18 protein-coding genes are annotated in these 21,851 nt (G+C 36.0%); 11 read left to right on the top strand and 7 right to left on the bottom strand.

The genetic code is table 11. The features are described 5' to 3' along the window. Positions 1 to 59 precede the first annotated feature (59 nt). Positions 60 to 2,456, top strand: a complete 2,397-nt coding sequence (locus tag ACR9EA_RS11420; protein WP_435133032.1) for a glycoside hydrolase family 2 TIM barrel-domain containing protein — start codon at positions 60 to 62, stop codon at positions 2,454 to 2,456. A gap of 77 nt (positions 2,457 to 2,533) precedes the next feature. Further along, positions 2,534 to 2,953 (top strand): hypothetical protein, encoded by a 420-nt coding sequence (locus ACR9EA_RS11415; RefSeq protein ID WP_435133029.1) that lies wholly within the window; start codon positions 2,534 to 2,536, stop codon positions 2,951 to 2,953. A gap of 638 nt (positions 2,954 to 3,591) precedes the next feature. On the opposite strand, the gene ACR9EA_RS11410 is transcribed toward ACR9EA_RS11415, so the two are convergent. Next, entirely contained in the window at positions 3,592 to 5,655 is a 2,064-nt protein-coding gene (locus ACR9EA_RS11410; protein WP_435133025.1) for a helix-turn-helix domain-containing protein, read from the bottom strand. Between the two features lie 228 nt (positions 5,656 to 5,883). On the opposite strand from ACR9EA_RS11410, the gene ACR9EA_RS11405 reads away from it, so the two are divergent. The 6 genes from ACR9EA_RS11405 to ACR9EA_RS11380 all read left to right on the top strand — a co-directional run bounded on the left by ACR9EA_RS11405 (position 5,884) and on the right by ACR9EA_RS11380 (position 10,635). Further along, positions 5,884 to 6,471, top strand: coding sequence for an ankyrin repeat domain-containing protein (locus tag ACR9EA_RS11405; protein WP_435133022.1), 588 nt, complete (start codon positions 5,884 to 5,886; stop codon positions 6,469 to 6,471). Positions 6,472 to 6,580: 109 nt separating this feature from the next. Beyond that, positions 6,581 to 7,681: an acyltransferase family protein gene (locus ACR9EA_RS11400; protein ID WP_435133019.1), complete on the top strand. Its 1,101-nt coding sequence runs from the start codon at positions 6,581 to 6,583 to the stop codon at positions 7,679 to 7,681. 31 nt (positions 7,682 to 7,712) lie between these two features. After that, positions 7,713 to 8,474, top strand: coding sequence for a DUF6090 family protein (locus tag ACR9EA_RS11395; protein WP_435133016.1), 762 nt, complete (start codon positions 7,713 to 7,715; stop codon positions 8,472 to 8,474). Between the two features lie 173 nt (positions 8,475 to 8,647). After that, positions 8,648 to 9,697: a serine hydrolase domain-containing protein gene (locus ACR9EA_RS11390; RefSeq protein WP_435133014.1), complete on the top strand. Its 1,050-nt coding sequence runs from the start codon at positions 8,648 to 8,650 to the stop codon at positions 9,695 to 9,697. Between the two features lie 425 nt (positions 9,698 to 10,122). Next, the gene (locus ACR9EA_RS11385; RefSeq protein ID WP_435133012.1) at positions 10,123 to 10,260 is read left to right on the top strand and encodes a hypothetical protein; all 138 of its coding nucleotides are present in this window, start codon (positions 10,123 to 10,125) and stop codon (positions 10,258 to 10,260) included. Positions 10,261 to 10,293: 33 nt separating this feature from the next. Then, complete coding sequence (locus ACR9EA_RS11380; protein WP_435133009.1) at positions 10,294 to 10,635, top strand: n-acetylglutamate synthase; 342 nt, start codon at positions 10,294 to 10,296, stop codon at positions 10,633 to 10,635. 42 nt (positions 10,636 to 10,677) lie between these two features. Here ACR9EA_RS11380 and ACR9EA_RS11375 read toward each other — a convergent pair whose 3' ends face one another. Both ACR9EA_RS11375 and ACR9EA_RS11370 read right to left on the bottom strand, forming a co-directional pair. Next, entirely contained in the window at positions 10,678 to 12,291 is a 1,614-nt protein-coding gene (locus tag ACR9EA_RS11375; RefSeq protein ID WP_435133007.1) for a glycoside hydrolase family 43 protein, read from the bottom strand. A 131-nt stretch (positions 12,292 to 12,422) separates the two neighbouring features. Continuing rightward, entirely contained in the window at positions 12,423 to 12,836 is a 414-nt protein-coding gene (locus tag ACR9EA_RS11370; RefSeq protein ID WP_435133004.1) for an SRPBCC domain-containing protein, read from the bottom strand. A gap of 108 nt (positions 12,837 to 12,944) precedes the next feature. Between ACR9EA_RS11370 and ACR9EA_RS11365 the strand changes: the two genes are divergently transcribed. The 3 genes from ACR9EA_RS11365 (at position 12,945) to ACR9EA_RS11355 (ending at position 16,783) form a co-directional block, all read left to right on the top strand. After that, positions 12,945 to 15,398, top strand: coding sequence for a hypothetical protein (locus ACR9EA_RS11365; protein WP_435133001.1), 2,454 nt, complete (start codon positions 12,945 to 12,947; stop codon positions 15,396 to 15,398). 37 nt (positions 15,399 to 15,435) lie between these two features. Beyond that, positions 15,436 to 16,095: a class I SAM-dependent methyltransferase gene (locus ACR9EA_RS11360; protein WP_435132999.1), complete on the top strand. Its 660-nt coding sequence runs from the start codon at positions 15,436 to 15,438 to the stop codon at positions 16,093 to 16,095. 502 nt (positions 16,096 to 16,597) lie between these two features. Then, positions 16,598 to 16,783, top strand: coding sequence for a hypothetical protein (locus ACR9EA_RS11355; RefSeq protein WP_435132996.1), 186 nt, complete (start codon positions 16,598 to 16,600; stop codon positions 16,781 to 16,783). A gap of 122 nt (positions 16,784 to 16,905) precedes the next feature. Here ACR9EA_RS11355 and ACR9EA_RS11350 read toward each other — a convergent pair whose 3' ends face one another. The 4 genes from ACR9EA_RS11350 to ACR9EA_RS11335 all read right to left on the bottom strand — a co-directional run bounded on the left by ACR9EA_RS11350 (position 16,906) and on the right by ACR9EA_RS11335 (position 21,743). After that, entirely contained in the window at positions 16,906 to 17,853 is a 948-nt protein-coding gene (locus tag ACR9EA_RS11350) for a DUF4625 domain-containing protein (protein WP_435132994.1), read from the bottom strand. Between the two features lie 22 nt (positions 17,854 to 17,875). Further along, positions 17,876 to 18,355: a DUF4625 domain-containing protein gene (locus ACR9EA_RS11345; protein ID WP_435132991.1), complete on the bottom strand. Its 480-nt coding sequence runs from the start codon at positions 18,353 to 18,355 to the stop codon at positions 17,876 to 17,878. 193 nt (positions 18,356 to 18,548) lie between these two features. After that, entirely contained in the window at positions 18,549 to 19,340 is a 792-nt protein-coding gene (locus tag ACR9EA_RS11340; protein WP_435132989.1) for a DUF4625 domain-containing protein, read from the bottom strand. Between the two features lie 39 nt (positions 19,341 to 19,379). Further along, positions 19,380 to 21,743 (bottom strand): TonB-dependent receptor, encoded by a 2,364-nt coding sequence (locus ACR9EA_RS11335; RefSeq protein WP_435132987.1) that lies wholly within the window; start codon positions 21,741 to 21,743, stop codon positions 19,380 to 19,382. Positions 21,744 to 21,851: the final 108 nt, after the last annotated feature.

Raw genomic sequence — 21,851 nt, 5'->3', positions numbered from 1 at the left:
TAATTCTAAATTTATCTTTCCGATTTTAAGTTAAGTTCAAGAATCTATAATCAACTACCATGCGGAATTTATTCATTTTATGTGTTATAGTATTGTATAATACGTTCATTTTTGCTCAAAACCCAAGAGAAGATATCTTATTTAATTTCGATTGGAAGTTTATTCAAGACGATAATGAGTCGTTCTCAAATTCTGATTTTGATGATACCAATTGGCAACAATTAAACATTCCACACGATATGCAAATAAACATGCCTTGGGATGAAAGTGCTAAAGCCAGTCGAGCATTCAAACAAAATACAGTGGGATGGTATTGTAAAACATTTAAAGCAAATCCAGATTGGAAAAACAAGCAAGTTTTATTGGATTTTGATGGCATTGCCATTCATGGGGATGTTTGGGTAAACGGAAAAAAAGTTGGAGAAGCCGATTATGGTTATTTAGGTTTTGAGGTAAATATCTCAGAACTTTTAAATTATGAAGGTGATAATGTAGTGGCTGTTAGAGCCGATTGTAATACTACTGGATCGCGTTGGTACACGGGAGCAGGATTGTATAGAGATGTGCACTTATTGGTTCGGAATAAAATTAGTGTCGCTCGTCATGGTATGTTTGTAACTACTCCTGAAATTACTGGGAATCATGCGAAAGTAGGGGTACAGGTTGAGGTACAAGGGTTTCATGGATATGAGGATGTAATGATTAAAGCAGATATTTTTAATCCTCAAGGAGAAAAAGTAGGGAGTTCAGAAATGTTAGCTTTTAAAAAGACACGTAAGCATACACAAGAAAATCAATTGCCAGAAATAAAGGTGAATAACCCACAATTATGGTCTTGCGAAACTCCAAATTTATATACGGCCGAAGTAAGTTTAATTTTAGACGGAAAGGTGTTAGATAAGGTAAGCGATCGTTTTGGAATTAGAACTTTAGAATTTTCTCCAGACTTTGGATTTAAATTAAATGGCAAGAAACTGTTTTTAAAAGGGACCAATTTACATCACGATTTAGGAGCTGTGGGAGCCGCTGCTTTTGAAACTTCAATGGCTCGCCAGTTTGATGTGTTAAAACAATTTGGATTCAATCACATTCGTGCAGCTCACAATCCGTATTCCGAAGCATTTTACGATTTAGCCGATGAAAAAGGATTTTTAATTGTAGATGAATTGTACGATAAGTGGAGTAATAAAGATTATTGGATTGGTCGTAAACCATGGACGGATTCATGGTACCATCACATGACTGAATGGATCAAACGCGATAGAAATCACCCTTCGGTAATTTTATGGAGTTTTGGAAATGAATTTCAAATGCGAGAAGATTTAGCTGGGTATCCTACAAGCGATTGGGGCGTAACCTCATATAAAATTTTGGATGTTCTGGCAAAACGTTACGATCCAACCCGAAAATCTACTGTTGGTTTGTATCCTTCAAGAGCAAATGCATTAAAACGACGCGATAAAGGTTTTGATGACGAAGAAAATATAGTACCTCCCGAATTAGCTTCGGTAACAGAAATTACCAGTTTTAATTATCAAAGTCATAATTACGAGCAATACTTAAATCACGAACCAGATATGATTGTGTATCAAAGTGAAGCGACTTCAAATCAATTGTTGGTGCCTTATTACGATATGAATTACGAAAAAATGGTAGGGCTCGCTTACTGGGGAAGTATTGAATATTGGGGAGAATCTAACGGATGGCCAAAAAAAGGATGGAATTATTCGTTTTTCGATCATACCTTAAATCCGTTGCCAGAAGCCTATTTAATTAAAAGTGCTTTTTCAGAACAACCAGTGGTGCAAATAGCGGTTTTAGAAGAAGGTGAAGGAGAGCAAGAAATATGGAATGATATAGCCGTTGGTAAAAAAGTAACCTCATCACATTGGAATAGAGAGGCAGGAAAAAACTACAATGTTTTTACGTACACCAATGCAGAAGAAGTAGAATTGTTGGTTAACGGTGAATCTATTGGAGTACAAAAAAATCCGTCAGATAAAGCAAATAGAAATATTATTACTTGGAAAGCTGTGCCTTACCAAGCAGGAGAAATTGTAGCCATTGCACGTACAAATGGAAAAGAAATAACTCGCCATAGCCTAGAAACCACAGGAAAAGCAGTTGCATTACAATTTGAGATTGAAGATTATGGAGCGTGGCAAGCCAATAGCATGGATTTGCAATATGTAAAAGTGTATGCCGTAGATAAAAAAGGAAGAAAAGTGCCTAATGTAACAGGCGAAGTTACTTTTGAAGTATCGGGAGCTGCAACGTTGTTAGCGGTAGATAATGGTGACCATTACAGTAACGAATTGTTTAATACCAACAAACGAAAGTTACACAATGGCTTTGCATTGGCTATTCTCAGAGCGAACCAAGAAGCTGGTAAAGTAACTTTAAAGGCTAGTGTTAATGGATTAAAATCGGATAAAGTAACCTTGAAAACTCAATAATGATGATAGGCTATTTCAAATTCAAGGGCATTTTACGAGTAATTATATGTGTTGTATTATTGTTGGGAGCTGAATCAGTGAAAGCTCAACTTTCAACAGCTTCTGTTATTTCTTCAAATATGGTGCTACAACAACAAAAAGCAGTACCTATTTGGGGAACGGCAAGTCCTAATGAACGAATAAAAATTACGTTTGGGAAACAAACCATAAAAGGCCGTGCAGACAAAAATGGAAATTGGCAATTGTTGCTTCACCCCATGTTAGCAACCCAAGAGCCGCAAACGTTAGTTATTACAGGCGAGACGAAAACTATAAAATACGATAATATTTTAATAGGAGAAGTTTGGCTGGCTTCGGGGCAGTCAAACATGGAATATGCTATGGTGCCTTATCATGAATTTTTACCGCCTCAACATGGTAGCGATTTAGCAAAGTTAGCATTACAAGAACCAGCTAATAACTTGCTATTAATCATAAAAAATAGTTCTGTTATTTAAAAGGGTATTATGGGCTGAATGGTCTTTTCAGAATTATTAATTAAAATTTTATGAAGCAAAGGTCTATGTTTAGTTACTGTTTAATGTATCTATATCTCTGCTTGTTGTATCCAAATATCAGTTTATTAGATTGATAGTGCTTATTTTGATTTTTTTTTGTAAGCTGTTAAGGGGAGATAAGTGGGTAGAAAACCTAACTGATAATAGAGTTAAAATTATAAAAGTTATCCATGAAAATAGAATAAAGACAGAATGTAAAATGCGCTTCTTAAATCGGGAACAAAATATGGTTTTAAAATCTTTGATAATGCAAATCATTACATACAAGAGGCAATATCAGGTAGTAGGGAAGAATATGCAATGTTAAGAAAGAGGTTTGTCTCTAATTTTTTAAACCAACTTTCTGAATGGATTCTTCAATTTTGATAGCTTACGATATCATTTTTAGTTTTTTGCAACACCCTTCTGTGTTCATAGATAAAAGTATGTTACGCGCTTAAGTTTCTAAAAATAAGCAGTCTAAAAATCGGTTTTTCAAAATAACTCTAAAGTTCCAGTGTTTTGGTTTTTTGGTAATCTGTTTTGATAATTTGTAACTGTACCAAAAGTTTGTCCAATAAAAATTATGCAGTCTCTAATTAGATCAAATTGTTTTTTTCTAATGTAATTCTCAACTCATGGTGCTGGTTCCAAAACTGTTGTTTTATCTTAGAAATAGTAGCCTCATACTCAGGATGTGATTTCAGTTTTTTCAGTAACGGATCTTCTTCTAAAAACAAGACCATCCAATATTGAAAGTTAGATTCTTGGCTAAACCTCTTTAATTTAACAATAGCTTCATCATATTTTCCTTGATAAATGAGTTGCATAGCCAAACTTGCAGGTTGATAAATAGATGTATCAGTTTTACAATAAGTGTCATAGGCTTCAAAATATGACGCCGCTTTTTTTGAATCTCCCATGTGGTTGAATACCATTCCAATCTTCAAATTTTCTTGAGGATACAAATCAATTTGATTAAGTTGTAATTCTTTGTATCGACTATAATAAAAATAGGATTGGTCATAATTCTCTTGAAAGTAATAGAGCTTACCTAACTCTTGAGTGAGGTCTAAACGAGTGGTGTCTTTTTGCCATTCAGTTTCTAAGCTAGAAATCAACTTATCCATATTTTTATCATTGGCGTATTCAATGAACGCTTTTAGATAAGGTGCATGTTCGTTTTTAGGGTTAAATTCTAATGAACGATTAATATATTGAACCGCTTCTTTGGCAAAACCTGTTTGCACCAAAGAATTACTTAAATGAAGATAAACATAGCTTTGTGCTATAGAATCGTTTGCATTGACTTCTAATTGCATTCCTTTTAAGGCATAGGAAAGATATTTAGACGTATTTGGTACGGCACGAGCATATAGGTCTGATAAAATTAAAACAGCTATAGAGGCATTCGGATTATACTCCAGGGCCTTTTCTAAATGAGGTATAGCTAAACGAAACTCTCGAATACCAATATAATAAACTGCTTTAGCAATTAATGATAGCTCAGATGTAGAATCATAGAGTAAAGCCTTGTCTGCACATTCATTAAGCCTACCTAAAAACTCCTTTTCTGGTTTATTCATTTCAAGAAAAAAATATGAAATAGCAATTTGGGCATAGGCATCGGCATAGGTGTTATCTTCCTCAATTGCCTTTTCAAAGTAATCAACAGCCTGTACTAAACTTTCACCAGTTTTTTGTTGTTGCGCCTCTAATCCTTTTAAATAATAATCATAGGCAACTACATTGTTCGTCGGTTTTTTATCAATGATTTCTAATTCTGCGGGGGTAATATTTGCCTGAATTGATAAGGCAATTTTTTTTGCTACTGTATTTTGTAGCGTAAATACATCTTTGAGTTCAAATTGATATTGCTCAGACCAAATAGGTTGGTCATTTGCCACATCTATAAGCTGAATATTAAGCAATACTGAATTGTCAATTTTCTGACCACTGCCCTCAACCAAATAACTAACGTTCAATTCTTTGCCAATTTGGGCTACAGTTGCAGACTGGTTTCTATATTTTTCGGTAGAAGTTCTACTAATAACTCTTAAATCTTCAATTTTTTGAAGATTAGTTAACGAAGCTTCCATAATGCCATTAATGAAATAGAGATTATTTGGGTCTTGGCTTAAGTTTTTAAAAGGAAGAAAAGCCACTGATTTTTCTAATTCAATTTCAGGAGGTTTTGAAAATAAATCATTTCTAAAAAACGCAATAACTATAATTAGTAAGGCTATAGCTAGAGCAAAATAAATTCTAAGCTTGTTACTGGATTCAATAGGTACTTCAGGAATTACCTTGGTTTCACTGGCGGCAGTCGCCTGTTTTTTTGTTTCTCCCGGAGGATAACCAAAGTATTCCCGATAACATTTGGTGAAATAAGAAGTGTTGCTAAAACCGACTTCAAAAGAAATTTCAGAAGCGGTCATGTCGGTTTCTAAAAGTAATTCGGCTGCTTTTTGCAATCGAATTTCCCGAATGTACTGACTCGCTGACAAACCGGTAAGCTTTTTAATTTTTCTGAGCAGATTAGATCGACTCATATGCATCGCTTCTGCTAATTCTGAAACCCCAAATTGTTCATTGGAAATCTGATCTAAAACCAAAGATTTAGCTTCAGATAAAAAAGAATTGTTCGGGTTATTTGGTGTCATTTTTTGAATCTATCCAACGAATATAATTAAAAATAAACGATAGCCTTTAAATTGGGTTATTTTTTGGCTTTCAGCAGATTTTGCGTCATAAGTTATAGTGATGCGTCATAATTTATAGACCTGCTTAAAACGTCATAGAGTTTGATTCATAAGTGTTTACGTCTGCATCGCCCTTGTTGCCATCTTTGTATCATCAAAACGAAATCATAACATTCAAAATTTAAAACCATGAGAAATTCAATCAAAATTCAGTCAAAATTAATTGCATTATTTATTACAGCGGCGCTTACAATCATGTCCTGTGCCAAACAAAAAGAATCAACATCAAACCACGCAAACCTAGAAGTATCTGAAGTGGTTAAACCAAATCAAGACATTCATGAGGCGATCATTACGAATAACCTAGAAGTGTTAAAACAGCATGCTAACGCCAAAGAAGACATCAATAAAATTGAAGCCATGAGTGGTTCTTCTCCTTTAATAACGGCAGTTACTTTTAACAGACCTAAAATGGTTGAAGTTTTAGTCAAGGCAGGAGCAGATCTATCCATTCAAAACAACGATGGGTCGACTGCGCTACATACCGCAGCATTTTTTGGAAGAGTAGAAATAGTGAAAACACTATTGGAAGCAGGTGCAGACAAATCCTTAAAAAACAATTTTGGGGCAACACCAAGAGAAACGGTTTTAGCAGATTTTGCACAAATGAAACCTGTTTATGAAATGCTTATCATGCAATTAAAACCAATGGGATTCACCTTAGATCTTGCTGAAGTTGAAAAAGCAAGACCGGTGGTAGCAATGATGCTTCAATAAATAGGATGTCTATACATTCTTGAAAAATCATCAATAAAAGAATTAGGGCATAAGATATTCTCTTTGTGCAAAAGAAACACTATAAATATTTCAACCAAAATTCTAGATTATGAAAACCGAAAGACGTCACGACATAGATTGGTTAAGAGTCATTGCTATCGCCTTATTATTAATCTATCATATAGCTATCATATTTCAACCTTGGGCCATGTTTATTGCTTTTATTAGAAGTGATGAATTGTTAACAGCATTATGGCAACCCATGACCATGTTGAACGTTTGGCGTATTCCCATTCTATTTTATGTGTCAGGAATGGGCGTGTATTTTGCAATGCGAAAGAGAACCAGTTTGGCATTACTAAAAGAGCGAGCAAGGAGAATATTAGTGCCCTTTCTATTCGGGTTTGTGGCCATTACGCCACTGCACATGTTTGTTTTTCAGGATTATTACAACATAGGGTTAAGTTATTATCCCCACATGGGACACCTATGGTTTTTAGGAAACATATTTGTGTATGTGCTTATTTGTCTGCCTGTGTTTTATGTTGTGAAAAACAACAAGGTGTCAAGATTCGCGGCAGTTTTCAATAAGCTGATTAAAAACCCATTCGGTTTATTGTCTGTAAACCTTCTTTTTGTTGCTGAAGCATTGTGGTTGCAGCCCAATCCATTCTCAATGTATGCAGAAACCTTACATGGTTTTGTGTTGGGATTCATTGCCTTTTTGCTGGGATTCTTATTTATGAATTCTGGTAACGTATTTTGGAAAACCATTGCGCAATGGAAATGGGCCTACCTTGTATTGGCCGTTATATTGTACACAATAAGGAGTCAGATGCCTGCAGCTGAAGGATTACCATACATAACGGTCATTGAAATGAATAGCTGGATTTTTAGCATCTTCGGATTCTGCCATCAATATTTAAATAAACCAAGTAAGTTGTTGTCGTATTTAAGTACAGCGGCCTACCCCGTGTATATCATTCATATGATTGTGATGTATCTGGCAGCTAAATTTATCTTGCCATTTCATTTCCCCGCTATCCTTTCTTTTGTGTTAATAACCGTGGTAACCTTTGCAGGGTGTTATTTGATCTATGAATTTATTATTCGAAGAGTTTTTTGGTTGCGTCCGTTATTCGGATTAAAGTTAAAACCAGCCAAGTTAGAAAGGAATTCTGAAGAGCATATTGTGGTTCATGCAGACTGACTTTTTTTAAGAACAATCAAATCAATCAACTATGAAAATATTTAGAGCTAAAAGGAGGGAGCAATTAAGAGATAAAAGATTTAAAAGCTATTTACAATATGCCGCTGGCGAAATATTTTTAGTGGTACTAGGTATTTTAATTGCAGTACAAATAAATGGTTTTGCACGATCGAAGAAAGAAAATGAAGAATTGAGAGAATATTTGGTTAAAATTAAATCACATACCCAAGAAGATAGAATTGTTCTCGATTCTTTAGAGGGGTTTAGGTCTTCGGTTGGTAACCTATGTAAAAAAGCGAGAACAGCGATTTTAAATCACAAGGAAAAGGAGCATGTTTTTCTGATTCTAGGTAGCTCTACGGCATTTTTTGACTATTATTTTATCTCTAATTCAGATGGTTATGAGGCTCTTAAAAACTCAAATCATTATGGTAAGATCAACAACACGAGATTAGATTCTTTGTTGACACGATATCATCGCTTGGTTGGTGAAATTGCACAGAATGAAAAAAGCTATAATGAGTATTTAAATAGTCAGGAAAACTACCTTTCTACACAACATGATAGAACCTTGTTTTTGGCTTATGCATTGATTCCTCAAGATTCGCTCAAGAAGTTGGCAACCCCTATGGCAGATTATTATAAAGCCATTGATGCCTATACGTCGCTACCAGCCTTTAGGAATGTTATTAATTTGGCATCCTACCAATTCGATTGGATTGTGGAAGCGTATGGTTATTTAGGGGATACGGGCGAAGAGGTGATTAAAGAAATTGATCTGTGGTTAGAATAAGTTAGAAAGGTGTAACTTTCATTGTGCTTTTTTAAACAGTGATGCTTATCGCCAGATTTCAATTCCAGGCAAAGAGCTAAGGTTTGTCAACCCCATATGGACAACCGGCAGGTAAGTCCAAATACATTAACAATCAATCAACGTAACAGGTCGTTCTAAATACAACCCAAAACATGTCAAACAACAACATCAGAAATATGTTAAGAGTATTATTAATCGTGGGTTCTTTAGCCTCTTTATTTTTTGTGCCATGGATTTTAGTAAAAGCGTGGATCCTTCCGTTGCCTAAAACCATCGACGAGCAAATAAGTCAGTCTATTAATCATGGATTTGAAGGTATGATCGTCTATGTTGACGAAGCAGGAAAGCAGCCTGTCACCTATACAGGAGGTTTTAAGAACAGAGATCAACAAGTGCCAACTGATCCGGATGCTTTGTTTAAAATTGCCAGCATCAGTAAATTATATGACGCTGTTGCAGTGACGAAATTGGTAGCTCAAGGTCGGTTGTCTTTAGATAAAACATTGGCAGAATACCTGCCAGAGCTTGTTGGTGCCATAGAACATGCCGAAACCATCACGCTACGATTGATGATTCAACACCGCAGTGGTATTCCTAATTTTACGGATACGCCAGACTTTTGGGCACATCCAACAACCACTTTTGAAGAAAGTTTAGCATTGATTGAAGGGAAACCAGCAAACTTTAAACCAGGTAAAAAGTATGAGTATTGCAATACGAATTACTTGTTGATCAATAAGATTATGGATGACGTTTTGGGTTATGATAACTTTGAGTTTGTAAAAAAAGAGATTTTAGAACCTTTAAACCTAAACAGGACCTTTGGTTCTCTAAAACAGGTAGATTCAACTGATGTCATGAGCGGATACCATGTAGGTTACCCACATGATTTAAAAGGGAATGATTACGGTATGCTCGCTACTGCAGCAGATGTAGGGGTGTTTTTAAGAACTTTGAATGATGGTTCTCTATTTAACCCCGGGGAAACGGAAATTTATGATTCCATCTATAAATATGAGCATTCGGGTTGGGTGCCAGGTTACCAAAGTTTTGCTCACTATTATGAGGAAATAGATACGGTTGTAGTCTCCTTTTACAGTACCACCGACCCTAAGCTACTCTATTGGAATTTGTCGGAAATTATTAATAAGAGAATCTTTAAGATTCTTAAAAAGAAGAGCCAAACCCATCGGAACAACTAAATAGGGGATTCAATACAGATACTAAATAGAAGCGATAACAGGGGAAAGCATTTTTGGATTAATACAGAATACGTACAGAATGTGGTAGTTTTTGGTATTTAATTTTATTTCATGTAAACTCACATCATAAATTCGAGCCTGTAGGTTCATTGGTCTCAGTCGTTTGTTGAAACTATGCACTTTTAGTGCAAGACTTTCAGTTTCTATAAATATTTTTGCGCCACGAATACACGAAAATTTGACATAGTTTCTATAGAAATATTCGTGGATTTGTGGCTAAAACAAATACAAATAATTGGACTTTCAGTCTGTTTTCAAGCCGATGGACTTCCAGTCTATAGTGGTTCATTTAAAAAGAGTATTTTTACAGCAATCGGTATACAAATAATCTTTCAAATCAATGAAGTCGTAATCTAAAAAGAACTATGAAAAACAAAAAAATAGGTATAGGAATTGGGCTAGGAGTGGCTATTGGCACTGCTGTAGGTGTCGCAACGGGTAATCTTGGATTGTGGTTAGGTTTAGGTATTGCCATTGGTGCGGCTTTAAGTCTTAAAAAATAATAGATTGTTGTAAATATCCTAGATTAAATAGTTTTGAAAATAAATTACAATAACAGGAAATTTAAACCTGTACTAAATTCCGAAAACGGCGAAACTTCAGAAGACACTATTTTCGAGTATAAACAAAACGAAAATATTGTAACGGCAGATTATAGCGGTGGTAAAATTAAAAGGGGGCATCTTTTAGGCTTAGTTGATGATTATGGAAATATAGATATGTGCTATCATCAAGTAAATGACAAAGGTGTATTAATGACGGGTGTTTGCTTTTCCAAACCAGAAGTTTTAGCTAATGGTAAAATTCGACTGCATGAAGCATGGGAGTGGACTTCTGGAGATTTTTCTAAAGGTGAATCTGTAATAGAAGAAATCTAATACATCAACCTATACCGCAAGGCATAGGTTGATAATGTGATGTTAATTCAGTGGTTTTCCTTCGTAATAAAACCAGTCGTATACTGCTTTATTTTTAGAGGTTTTGCCGTTGCTGGTGGCGTAAAGGCCTATACCTGGGCCGTTGAACATGGCGTTGCCTTGAAGGTCTGCAATTACAATTAGGTGTTGTTTGTCTCCAATAGGTTTTAAAGTGTCCATACTTTCGCCATAACTAAACTGAATGTCTAAATCGTTGCCTTCTACATGAAAATAGACCTCTTTGTCTTTATAAGGAATACGGGCTATTTCGGTTTGCTCTCCCTTGAAGGCTTTTATTAATACCAACGAATTTTTGTCTTTTAACAGGTTGAAGTGGTTTTCGTTGGTACGGTATACGGTTAGTCCTGCCTGTTCGTTGTCTTTAGAAGTCTTAAAAGACATTTTTGTACTGGCTTCAAACTTATGGTGTTCGATGCGTTGTACCAATAGCGAAGAATTAACAAGGCTGTCCATAATTTCCGCTCGTAAATTTAGGTGAAGCGCTTCCTTGTTAACAGTATAAAATGAGTCTTTAGGTGTGCGAATGGTGTACCATTTTTTATTTAATTTATCGCCTTCAAATTCATCTTTAGCAGGTTGCTTTTTAAAAGGCGTCCACGGTAGGTTTGGGCGCGTTTGCGTCATGAGTACTTTGCCTTCACCTTTATTAAACACAGGAGTTTGTCCGTCAAAATCTACTTTGGCCAAAAAGGTTTCTCTGGCAAGTGTGGTCAAGCCATCAAGTCGGCGTTTGCCTAGCATTACTGCCCACCAGTCTCCATTTTGGGTCTGTACCAAGTCGCCATGGCCAATGGCGTGTACAGGATAGTCTTGCCCTAAATGCCGGTGTGTAAGTACGGGGTTAATATAGTCTGTGGTGTATGGGCCAAATACAGAATCGCTGTGATGTACGGTGAGGGCGTGGTAAATGCCTGTACCGCCTTCCGAAATCATTAAAAGATATTTGCCATTAATGTTATACAAATGCGGCCCTTCCGAATAAGAAGCATTGTTGGCATGACCAAAAGTGGCGTTATGGCGTTCGCCTACCAATTTTTTTTGCTGTAAATCCAGTTCCTGATTGTAAATAACCCCTTGGTCTTCCCACTCGGGCTTTTCGGTGCCTACAACTCCGGTATAGTAGCATTTTCCGTCGTCGTCCCACATTAGGGAAGGGTCAATTCCGTCGGCTTCGGGAAGCCAATTGGGGTCGGACCATGGGCCTGCAGGATTGGTAGCGGTGATATAAAAATTCATGCCGCAGCCCACGCAGGTATTGATAATATAAAATAAACCCTCGTGATATCTTATGGTTGGCGCAAACAGGCCTAACATGTCTGGTAATCCGTCAAAATTCATTTGGTCGGGACGGTCTATGGCATGGCCAATAAGTTCCCAATTCACTAAGTCTTTACTATGATAAATAGGCAGACCAGGAAACCACACAAAAGTGGAATTTACCAAATAATAATCGTCTCCTACCCGACAAATGGAAGGGTCTGGATGGTAGCCTGGTAGTATGGGGTTATTGAAGGTTTCTGGTGCATTTTGACTAAAAAGACTAAAGCACGTTAATACTATGATGCAAGTGAGTTTAAGCGAATGTAATTTAAACATGAAAACTTAATAATAAGGGTTTGTTTTTTAAAATAGAGTAAGGTTATGGCTGTTATGGTATTTAGCCATTTAGGCCACAAAGGTAAGCATTTGCTGGCTAAAATTAGAAGTGAAGGAGCTGTGTTATGGTTTTAATGCGACTCGGCGTATGTTTTAAATTGATTTAGTATGGCCAGCCATCCTGCCTGCTGTAATTCTGCTGAATTGATGGTTTCTGGATCGAAGGTTTCGCTTATGGTAACGGTGTGGTCGTTCTGTGTTGTAAAGGTAATAGCGACTTGTCTGTTATCTTGTAGGGTGTATAAAATGTGTTTGTGGGGTACTATAGTATTGTATGTGCCTTCAAAATCGAATCCCATCGTGCCGTCTTTAGATTCCATTCTCCAATTAAAATGCCCTCCTGCTTTTAAATTATTGTCGGCTTTGGGGCAACACCAGTCTGAACTTGCAAAATTCCAATGTATAATATGTTCTGGTTTGGCCCAAAATTCCCAAGCTTTTTCAATACTCGTATTGATAGTGGTTTTTACGGTAATTTTTATCATGACAGGCTAATCTAAGTTTAGGAAATCTTATTTTAAATGTAGTGTTTTTTTTACATAATTACTCGATTGGATGTCAGAGATATACGATTTTTTATTAACTTAGGGTTTATGCATATAAAAAAGGAACTTTCAGTAAGAGGGATCGTGGCCGTGGTTATGCTTCTCTCGTATCAAGGGATTTCTCAAGAAATCAAGGCGGATCGCAATTCTAATTACGAGAATGAGCACTATTTTAATAACTACACGACAGAAAAATTTTTCTTACACACCAATAAGTCTCTTTATTTTTCGGGCGAAAAGCTTTGGTGGCAGGCTTATGTGGTAAGCGATTTTAGTAATAAACCCTTGCCAGAAACCAATAATTTGCATGTGGCATTGTACGACGCCGATAAGAATCTGGTACAGGAAGGTTTGTTTTTTAGTAAGGAAGGTGTTGCCTATGGCGATTTTTCGCTATCGGAAGCGTTGGAATCTGGAACTTATTTTTTAAGTGTAAATACACAATGGAACAACAATTTTAATAAGCCCTATGTTGATGAAATACAGATTGTTAATTTAACTTCCGATACCGAAATGAAGCAGCCAGAACCCCAATTAGAAAGCAATGAAACCGAGCCAAAATTGGTGTTTTATCCAGAGAGCGGTACAGTCTTGGACGGGGTGAAAAATACATTGAATTTTACTTTTAAATTCGATAATGGGGTGGTTCCAGAGGCGTCAACCCTAACTGTAATCGATAATACTTCGGGGCAGGGCATTGCCAGGGCTACAAGTAATAGTTTGGGTTTAGGGGCGGTAAGTTTAGTGTATCAACCAGGGCATACTTATAAAGCCGAAGTGGCTTACGATAATACGGTGCTGGAAATTGATTTGCCACGAGCGAATGCTTCTGGAATCGTAATTCAGAAAAATGAAATAAAGCAAAAAAACGATACAGATTTTACCGTTCTGTTATCTAAAGATTTGGCAGTGCAATACCATGGTAAAACCCTTTATGCTGTAGTGCACAGAAACCATGGCGTACGTTATGTAGTTCCCGTGGCCATTAAAAAACAGTATACAAAATACGTGTTGCCATTAAGCGCCGATTCCTGTTTTAATGGAGTTAATACCTTAAGTATTTTCGATAGTAAAAACCGCCCGATTGCAGAGCGTCATTTTTATGCGCAAACAACTCCTAGTATCGATTTGAAAATAGCACAGCAAACCATTGAAGATGATAGTGTACAGGTGTCTTTAAGTTTACCTAAAAGTTTATCGCTAACCAATGTTAGCGTGTCTGTACTTCCTGTAGGTAGCCGTTTAAATCCTTATCCAAGCCAGATAGATGATGCGTTTCTGCTTCAGCCTTATCTTGAAAATCAACCACCGGGGCTTCAAAGCAATACACTAAACTCAGAAGCACTGGATCTTGTCGCGCAATTATTTTCCAGAAAAACAACGATTAATCCGTATAAGTCAACCCCTCCCGTTTTTCAGTCGGAATCGGGGATTAACATTTCAGGAGCGGTAAATGCAACGCTAAACGAAAACGAAACGTATAAAATTATGTTTTCTTCTAGTGAAAACGCGATTTTAGAGGTGGTCGATATGAAATCGGATAAAACATTTGAGTTTTCTAATTTAATCATGCAAAAGGATTCTAAATACAGTTTGGCTTTAATTAACGAGAAGGGAGAGCCGCAGAAAGCCGTGTTTTATGTGTATAAACCGTATTTGGGGTATAAGTCCGATCAGGTATTAGATTATACGCCTAGAAAGTATGAAGAGGTGAAATCGGAAAAATCAGAACAGTCCAATACCTACGATATGGCTTCTGTAATAACTTTGCAAGATGTCGAGCAATTAGAAGCCGTGAATTTATACGGGAAAGCAAAAGAAAAGGAAGAGAAAAAAGATGTACGGGTAAGAATGCCTAGTTTGAGCGGAGGTTTTGCAGAAGAATTAGAAATAGATGCTTTGGATGAGTTGAATATGACTATAATAGACTTTTTGCATAAGCAGCCTAGTGTAGTTGCTAGCGATGTTCCAATTGAAACGGTAGAAGGTGTTGATTTGGTTAGAGTGTTTTTTAGAAGATCGCGTTCAAATACATTATTAGGTAATTCAAATGCTTTAATTGTGTTTGACGGTGTTGTCGTAGATAATGATGTATTGTATAAAATGCGTATGAATATGATTGAAGATATAAAAATAAATCCCAATGGTGCTGGCTATGGTTTTAGAGGGAGTAATGGTGTATTAGAAATTACAACAAAAAGAGGGGGGAACGCCGATAGTATTACCCCACCAATTGTTAAAGAGAGTGTGGTCGATTTTGGGTTTGAAGCAGCTAGCGATACGTTTGTGGCTCGAGCCATGCAATTTAATGATTTGCAATCTAGAATGTATTACGAAGCTTTAGATTGGAAACCAAATGTAAGTATTAAACCAAACCGTAAAGTACAGTTAAAGGTATACAAAGGGCAACATAAAAACATACAGTTAATAGTAAATGGGATAAACCACGAAGGGGGCTTTGTTTATAAATTACAAACCATAAATACAGTTGAAGGACTGTAATTTAATTATGTTTGTATAAGCGCTGAAATTTGTTGTAATGTCTAAAAAAATAAAACAGCCGTGGCCAACCCAGGCTGCTATGTCTCAAGTTTACGAGCGGAACCTTTGGGGCGGCAATCCCACCGAATTCTATTCGGGAGATGGTTCTCATAATATAAATCTGGTAGCGCCTTATATTCAAGCTGTATCCAATTTTTTATCGGGTTTTAAGCCATTGCTTTCGGTGTGCGATTTGGGATGTGGAGATTTTAATGTTGGCAAACAATTGTTGCCTTTTACCAGAAAATATGTGGCTGTAGATATTGTTCCAGATTTGATTGGCCGTAACATGACGTTGTTTAAAAACGAAAAACTGGAGTTTAAGCATTTAGATATATCGAAAGATGAGTTGCCAAAAGCAGATTGCGCAATTGTAAGGCAAGTGCTACAGCATTTATCGAACGCTGAAATCGAAAATGTGCTAATAAAACTAAAAAAATACAAATATGTATTACTTACCGAGCATATACCCGAAGCAGATTTTGTGCCTAATATCGATATTATTTCGGGGCAGGGTATTCGGTTAAAAAAGCATAGTGGCGTAGCTATTTTGGCTGCGCCGTTTCTTACCAAGGTTAAAGCCTGTAAAGACTTATTATCTATCTCGCTAGAAGGGAACCAAGGGAAAATTGTTACCACATTGTATGTTATGTTTTAGTTTTAAAACTACAATAATAACCAAAACAAAAAAGCAACGCTCATCTGAAGAAAATCGACTCGCGTTGCTTTTTAACTAACCAACCTTAATATTAAAACGTCACTTTGTTTCGTGTAGTATTTAAGACGGTGTTTTTTAACAAAATTTTAATTTATTTTAAGTTTTGTGTGCTGTAGTTTATCTTGTTGTAATTGTTTGTTTCGTGCCGTGGATTCAGATTTTGAATATACCGAATTTGCTTTGTGTCTCATCAAGTTTTTAGGATAATAATTTATAGGGAGTGCCAACTGTAAATTGAGAAAAGTTTCATTTTCTTCAATTATAAATCCATATAAATTTAAACTCATTTGTAATTAAATATAGAGTTTATAGTTATGTTAATATTACTTTTTAAGTGCTGTATTATTAAAGTGTTAGTTCTGTTTGTTCGAGTTAATAATTAAAGGATTTGGTGTAATTTCGTGCCTGTAAATATTTAATTTTATACTAAATTAAAATTGCTATGGAAAATAATCAGTTTCATCAGGAATCGCAAAGCGAGAGAATACAACAGTTAAAATCTTTTGAAAAAAATAGTTTAGGAAAAGTATTAACTACCAATTACATGCTTGGAGCTCATGGAGAAAGTGCGGTTTCGCATTTTCAAAAACAAGGTTCAACCCTTTTGGATGGATTAACGAAATATTGAACACATTTTATAGGTGTAAATAATTTAAAACCTGTTTGTAGGCAGGTACTATTTAACAAAAAAAGAATCGATGGTCGCGACCATCGATTCTTTTTTTGCTTAGAGAACTAATCCCTGTTTTTTTAAAACCCTTTTATTTCAAATTCTATATACTTAAAAATGCTTCTGTTGTATGTAATATTGGTATATACAACACCATAGTAATACGTGCCATTTTCCCAGTTTATAGCATTTGTTTCAAGAAGATTATTGTCTTCTAGAGCACCTATTTTAAGAGCAAGACCGTAATTCCAGTGTCCGGTATCTCGATTATTTTTTAGTGTAAAAACTTCTTCTTCGCCAGTGTGCTCAACAACTTCTGTAACAATAGCTTTAGAAAAATCGATTTGTTCGATGTTTTCCGGTTTATGGTTGTGGCTCTTTTTAATTAATAAACCATACATAATACCATCGCCTTTAATACTGCCTATTTGTAATGCAGACCAGATGGATTCATCTTTGTTAAAAAAGGCTGCATCGGGGTTTTTAAAGGCGTCATTATTGTAAAAGTTATTAAAACCTGATTTTCCATCTACATCTATTTTGTCTATGCCAAACACACTTACATGTGGATTTACTTCAGGGTAATCGGAGGCATCGATTAAGTTAATATTTCTAATTTCTTCTATACTTGTTCCGTTTTGGTCTTTTACGGTAATAACAAAATCATACGTTCCTTTGGGGGCTTCGGCAGGGATATCAAAATGTCTATGAAGTGTCGCGTTTTTTAAACCTGTGATTCTTTCGGTAAACACAATCTCAAAAGTCCATTCTTCCGTATAGGTTTCTTCGCTTTTTTGTACTAAATTTATGGTAACATTATCTAATAAGTCTCCCGCTAAAACTTCTGCATTAAAGTGGAAATCTTCGCCAACAACTCCAATTTCGTTATTATGTAGGCCGACCTCTATATTAGAAATTGTAGGCTCTGGTTTTGGTTCTTCGGTAATATCATCATTTTTACTACAAGAGGTAAATACAAAGCATAATACGGGTATGCTTAATAATAGGTTTTTAATTTTTGAGTTCATTACTTTTTTAATTTGGGGTGTTTTATTCAATAATTTTGATATCTATTGAAGTTCTGGATTGCCAACCTGTAACATCGGTTACAGAATAGGCGCAATGGTAATCCCCTGTATCTACATCATTAGGAATCGTAACTTGTACAGCTATTTCATACGTTTGTAAGTCACCATCAATACTAAAGTTTTCCATATAAATAAATTGATTTACGGCTTCTTTTTTAGGGCCTAATTCGCAAGGTACATTTTGGTCGTCATGCGTATGGTGATCGAAATTATGGTGTAAATCTAGGCTGTAAGATGCTAAAGCTAAATTATCGGTTACCCTAGCCTTAAAGACATATGTCTGTCCTTTTTTTAACTGTTCGCAAGCTTGCGGGAAACCGCCATCGTAATTAATGGTAATAGTAGGTTTTTCTAAGTCTTTTTCGGTTTCATCGTCTGTAGAGCACGAAATTATACTTAGTGCAATACATAGAAAATAAAGTGTGTTTTTAATCAGTTTCATAATGCAATAATTTTAGAAAGAGGCTGTCTAAAAAGTTTAACTGTACGTCATTCTGTGCTCCTGGCAGGCAGGTGACACAGAATCTCATCATATTGAAATTTAATAATTATGAGAATCTGAAATCGAAGATTCAACGAAGTTAAATAAATTCAGATTGACGAAAAAGTAACTTTTTAGACAGTCTCATTGTTTATTAAGCCTTTGTTACGTCTATATGTGTTTCGTATTCAAAGGTGTTGCCTTCTTCATCTTCAACGGTAAAAGTTGCATGATATTCTCCGGCTGGTGCTGTTGCAGGAACATCGATATGTTTGTGAAATTCCGCCTCGGTTTTTCCGTGAAAACCTTCTTCATAAACTGCTTCAAAGTCCCATTCTTCTTCACCTTCACCTATTGTTAAATCGTGAGCATGAATATCTACAGTAATATTATGAATGCCATATACAGCATGAATCATGAATTCTGCATGCATATCGCTTCCCCTTACAACTGTTTCGTCTATAGAGATTTCGCTAAGTGTGATAGGAGACAAAATTTCAAGGTGTCCATCTACTTCAGTACTGTTTCCATTCTCGTCGGTTACAATAAGTTCTATATGATATTCTCCAGCAGGAATATTGCTAGGGATGTCTATATGTTCGTGAAACGTTGGGTTCATCACTAAATACTTACTGTCTGTATACACGTGTTCAAAATCCCAAGCGACTTCACCTTCTGCAGGTGTTACGTCATGGGAATGGATTTCTAAAGTGATACTGCTAACCGTAGCTTCAGCAAAAATTTCGGCTTCTACGTGTAGGTCCGAGCCTTTATAGCCAACCTGTTCTGTAGAGTGTTCGCTACCTTCGCCGTATTCAAAATTGGAAATTACGGGTGCGTCGAAAGTTGAGTTGTCGTCGTCGCTACTACAAGAATTTAGAAAAAATCCAATAGAAGCTATTAGTGCTAAGAATTTTAAATTTGATTTCATAATGTTTAATTTCATGATTTTTGATTTTGATTATTAAGTATTGATTATTATAAATTAAAAAGGTATTGTTAACGATAGCGATAGGTTTCGGCCGGGTTCTGGCACATCTATTAAACGGTAAAAGCTAGTATGGTTATAATACTTGGTATTAAATACGTTGTTTAATTTTATACGCAGGGCTAATGGTTTTAAACGGTTAGATAGTTTTAATTTTGAAAGAAACGAAACGTTTAAAACTTGATAGCCAGCTGTGATTTCTTCTGGTGGCACAATTTCATTTTGTGCAGCAGTAACAATAAAATCCAACATAACTTCGGGGTTTTCAAACCAAGAAAACGAGTTGAATGTGTAATTTGCAGAGACTACCCCAGATAAAGGCGGAGAAAAAGGTAGAGTAAATCCCTTTTTAGGGCCACTGGTTTGTCTGGCATATACATATTCTGCCGAAGCTGCTAAGTTTAATTTTTTAAACAGCGTGGTACTGGCTTTAATTTCGCCACCAAAACGAAAAACTTCTGCTTGTGTGTATTCGTAAATTTGTAAGGTTTCGTAATAATTGGAGGTGGGGTTTAAGTAAATGTAATTATCGAAAAAATTAATAAAAGGACTAACGCCAAAACTGAACTTTTCTGCGTCGTGATTAATTTCAAAATCGGCTTGATAGGACGATTCTGGGTCTAAATTTAAGTTTCCTCGCTCGTACCTATACATATGGTAGTTAACGCCATCGGAAGCTAACTCGTTTGCTAAAGGCATCCTGAAACTTTTACCTACATTGAATTTGTAGGTCGTGTTATTAGCTATGTAGCTAAGACCAACCGAACCGCTAAAACTTCCAAAATTTAGTGTTTTGTCTTGGGCACGTTGTAAGTATACATAAGAGGTAGATCCGTCCGGATTGTTAATGGTTGAAGGATACCAATCGTAGTACGATTTTGTGTTAATAAGCCCCCAGTCGTAACGTAAGCCAGCCTGAAGGTTAAAATTGTCGGTAATCGCTATCTGGTCGTAAGCAAATCCGCCTACCGTAAACCTGTTGTATTCTGGGATAAGAAACCCCCAGCCCCCAATATTATTATCTTGATATTCTAGGTTTAAACCAGCAACAATATCATGATTGGATATTAAAGACATTGCATCTTTAATATTAAGGGCATACGTGTTTTTGTTAAACTCACGTTCTTTAGAATTATCTGGTTTAGGCATATAACCATGCGGAACAGGCTCAGAATGTTCTTCTCTATAATTGTTTTGATATCCTAACTCAATAAACACATCATGGTTTTGGGTGTTAATAGACGTATTATTAGTGAGTTTAAAATGATTTACAGTATGGTACGGTAAATCGATATCGCGACTAGATGCGTCGTAATCTATATCGGAAGTACGAACCTCTAAACCATGTGCATTGGCGAAAAATCCGTTTTTACCATTCACATTACTTATAAACGTTTCAGAAGTAATGCCATTAGACTTATACCCTAAACTAAAACTAGCATTGGCTTCCTGCCCAGCCGTATTTCTTAAATTATTATCGTAAAGCTCGAAGATATAATTGTCGTAACTAATTCTATCTGTTGGCACTTTATAATCGGCGTAGTCTCTGTAGGTTAATCTGCCACGGTAAAACCAATGGTTTTTTCTAGATGCTATGCCTGCAGAAACACCAAATAAATCGTTATTGGTTTCGCCTAGAAGGTTAACTTCTCCGCTAAAAGAATTTCGTTTAGGAACGTTTGCCGGCTGAATGTCTACCACGCCCGCAATGGCATCGGAACCATAAAGTAAAGAGGCTGGACCTTTTACTATTTTAATGTTTTCTATACCATATTGGTCTATCTCAAGACCATGATCGCCACCCCACTGTTGGGCTTCATGTTTAATGCCGTTTTGCACGACTACAACTCGGTTAAAACCTAGGCCTCTAATAACAGGTTTAGATTGTCCAGAACCAATATTTATAGTGCTTACGCCAGGTATTTTTTTTAAGGTTTGCATTAAACTGTTCTCGCGATTAGTTTCTAAAAATGTTTTCGATACAGATTGGCTCACCAAAGGGGATTCTTTCAGTTTTCTTTGCTCAGATTTGCCATTAATGTTTACTTCTGCCAGTGAATTGATTGCTTCTTTTAAAGCTATTACAACATTAGTTACATCTGAATTATTTAGAACACGTTGCTTGGAAATATAACTGACATGCGATGCTTGCAAGTTATAATGTTTCGCTTTTTCAACATGTAATTCAAACTGACCATAGATGTCGGTAGTTGTGTATCTGCCGTTTATTAAAATGGTTACATTCTCTATACCTTTAGTATTTTGTTCGTTTACAACCGTTCCCGTTACACAAACGGTAGATTGGGCGTAAATCGTTGGATATACTAAAAGTGAGAAAACCACCAAAAATAGGTGTCTCATAAATTATGAATACGCGTGTTAGGGGTAATTATTTTACCGGAACTGTTTAATTGTGAAGCTCTTTTTGCCTTAAACCGTGTTTGTAGAATACAAATTGGTTTAACGCAT

The sequence above is a fragment of the Formosa sp. A9 genome (assembly GCF_051200825.1).
Taxonomy (GTDB): Bacteria; Bacteroidota; Bacteroidia; order Flavobacteriales; family Flavobacteriaceae; genus Formosa.
Note: the sequence above shows the minus strand (reverse complement) of the source record. Positions and strands in the feature narration are given on the sequence as shown.

What these genes read in the sequence shown, in the direction of transcription:
- ACR9EA_RS11420 (WP_435133032.1), top strand. Translation starts at nt 60, where the DNA reads ATGCGGAATTTATTCATTTTATGTGTTATAGTATTGTATAATACGTTC.
- ACR9EA_RS11410 (WP_435133025.1), bottom strand. Translation starts at nt 5,655, where the DNA reads ATGACACCAAATAACCCGAACAATTCTTTTTTATCTGAAGCTAAATCT.
- ACR9EA_RS11405 (WP_435133022.1), top strand. Translation starts at nt 5,884, where the DNA reads ATGAGAAATTCAATCAAAATTCAGTCAAAATTAATTGCATTATTTATT.
- ACR9EA_RS11400 (WP_435133019.1), top strand. Translation starts at nt 6,581, where the DNA reads ATGAAAACCGAAAGACGTCACGACATAGATTGGTTAAGAGTCATTGCT.
- ACR9EA_RS11395 (WP_435133016.1), top strand. Translation starts at nt 7,713, where the DNA reads ATGAAAATATTTAGAGCTAAAAGGAGGGAGCAATTAAGAGATAAAAGA.
- ACR9EA_RS11390 (WP_435133014.1), top strand. Translation starts at nt 8,648, where the DNA reads ATGTCAAACAACAACATCAGAAATATGTTAAGAGTATTATTAATCGTG.
- ACR9EA_RS11385 (WP_435133012.1), top strand. Translation starts at nt 10,123, where the DNA reads ATGAAAAACAAAAAAATAGGTATAGGAATTGGGCTAGGAGTGGCTATT.
- ACR9EA_RS11375 (WP_435133007.1), bottom strand. Translation starts at nt 12,291, where the DNA reads ATGTTTAAATTACATTCGCTTAAACTCACTTGCATCATAGTATTAACG.
- ACR9EA_RS11370 (WP_435133004.1), bottom strand. Translation starts at nt 12,836, where the DNA reads ATGATAAAAATTACCGTAAAAACCACTATCAATACGAGTATTGAAAAA.
- ACR9EA_RS11365 (WP_435133001.1), top strand. Translation starts at nt 12,945, where the DNA reads ATGCATATAAAAAAGGAACTTTCAGTAAGAGGGATCGTGGCCGTGGTT.
- ACR9EA_RS11360 (WP_435132999.1), top strand. Translation starts at nt 15,436, where the DNA reads ATGTCTAAAAAAATAAAACAGCCGTGGCCAACCCAGGCTGCTATGTCT.
- ACR9EA_RS11355 (WP_435132996.1), top strand. Translation starts at nt 16,598, where the DNA reads ATGGAAAATAATCAGTTTCATCAGGAATCGCAAAGCGAGAGAATACAA.
- ACR9EA_RS11350 (WP_435132994.1), bottom strand. Translation starts at nt 17,853, where the DNA reads ATGAACTCAAAAATTAAAAACCTATTATTAAGCATACCCGTATTATGC.
- ACR9EA_RS11345 (WP_435132991.1), bottom strand. Translation starts at nt 18,355, where the DNA reads ATGAAACTGATTAAAAACACACTTTATTTTCTATGTATTGCACTAAGT.
- ACR9EA_RS11340 (WP_435132989.1), bottom strand. Translation starts at nt 19,340, where the DNA reads ATGAAATTAAACATTATGAAATCAAATTTAAAATTCTTAGCACTAATA.
- ACR9EA_RS11335 (WP_435132987.1), bottom strand. Translation starts at nt 21,743, where the DNA reads ATGAGACACCTATTTTTGGTGGTTTTCTCACTTTTAGTATATCCAACG.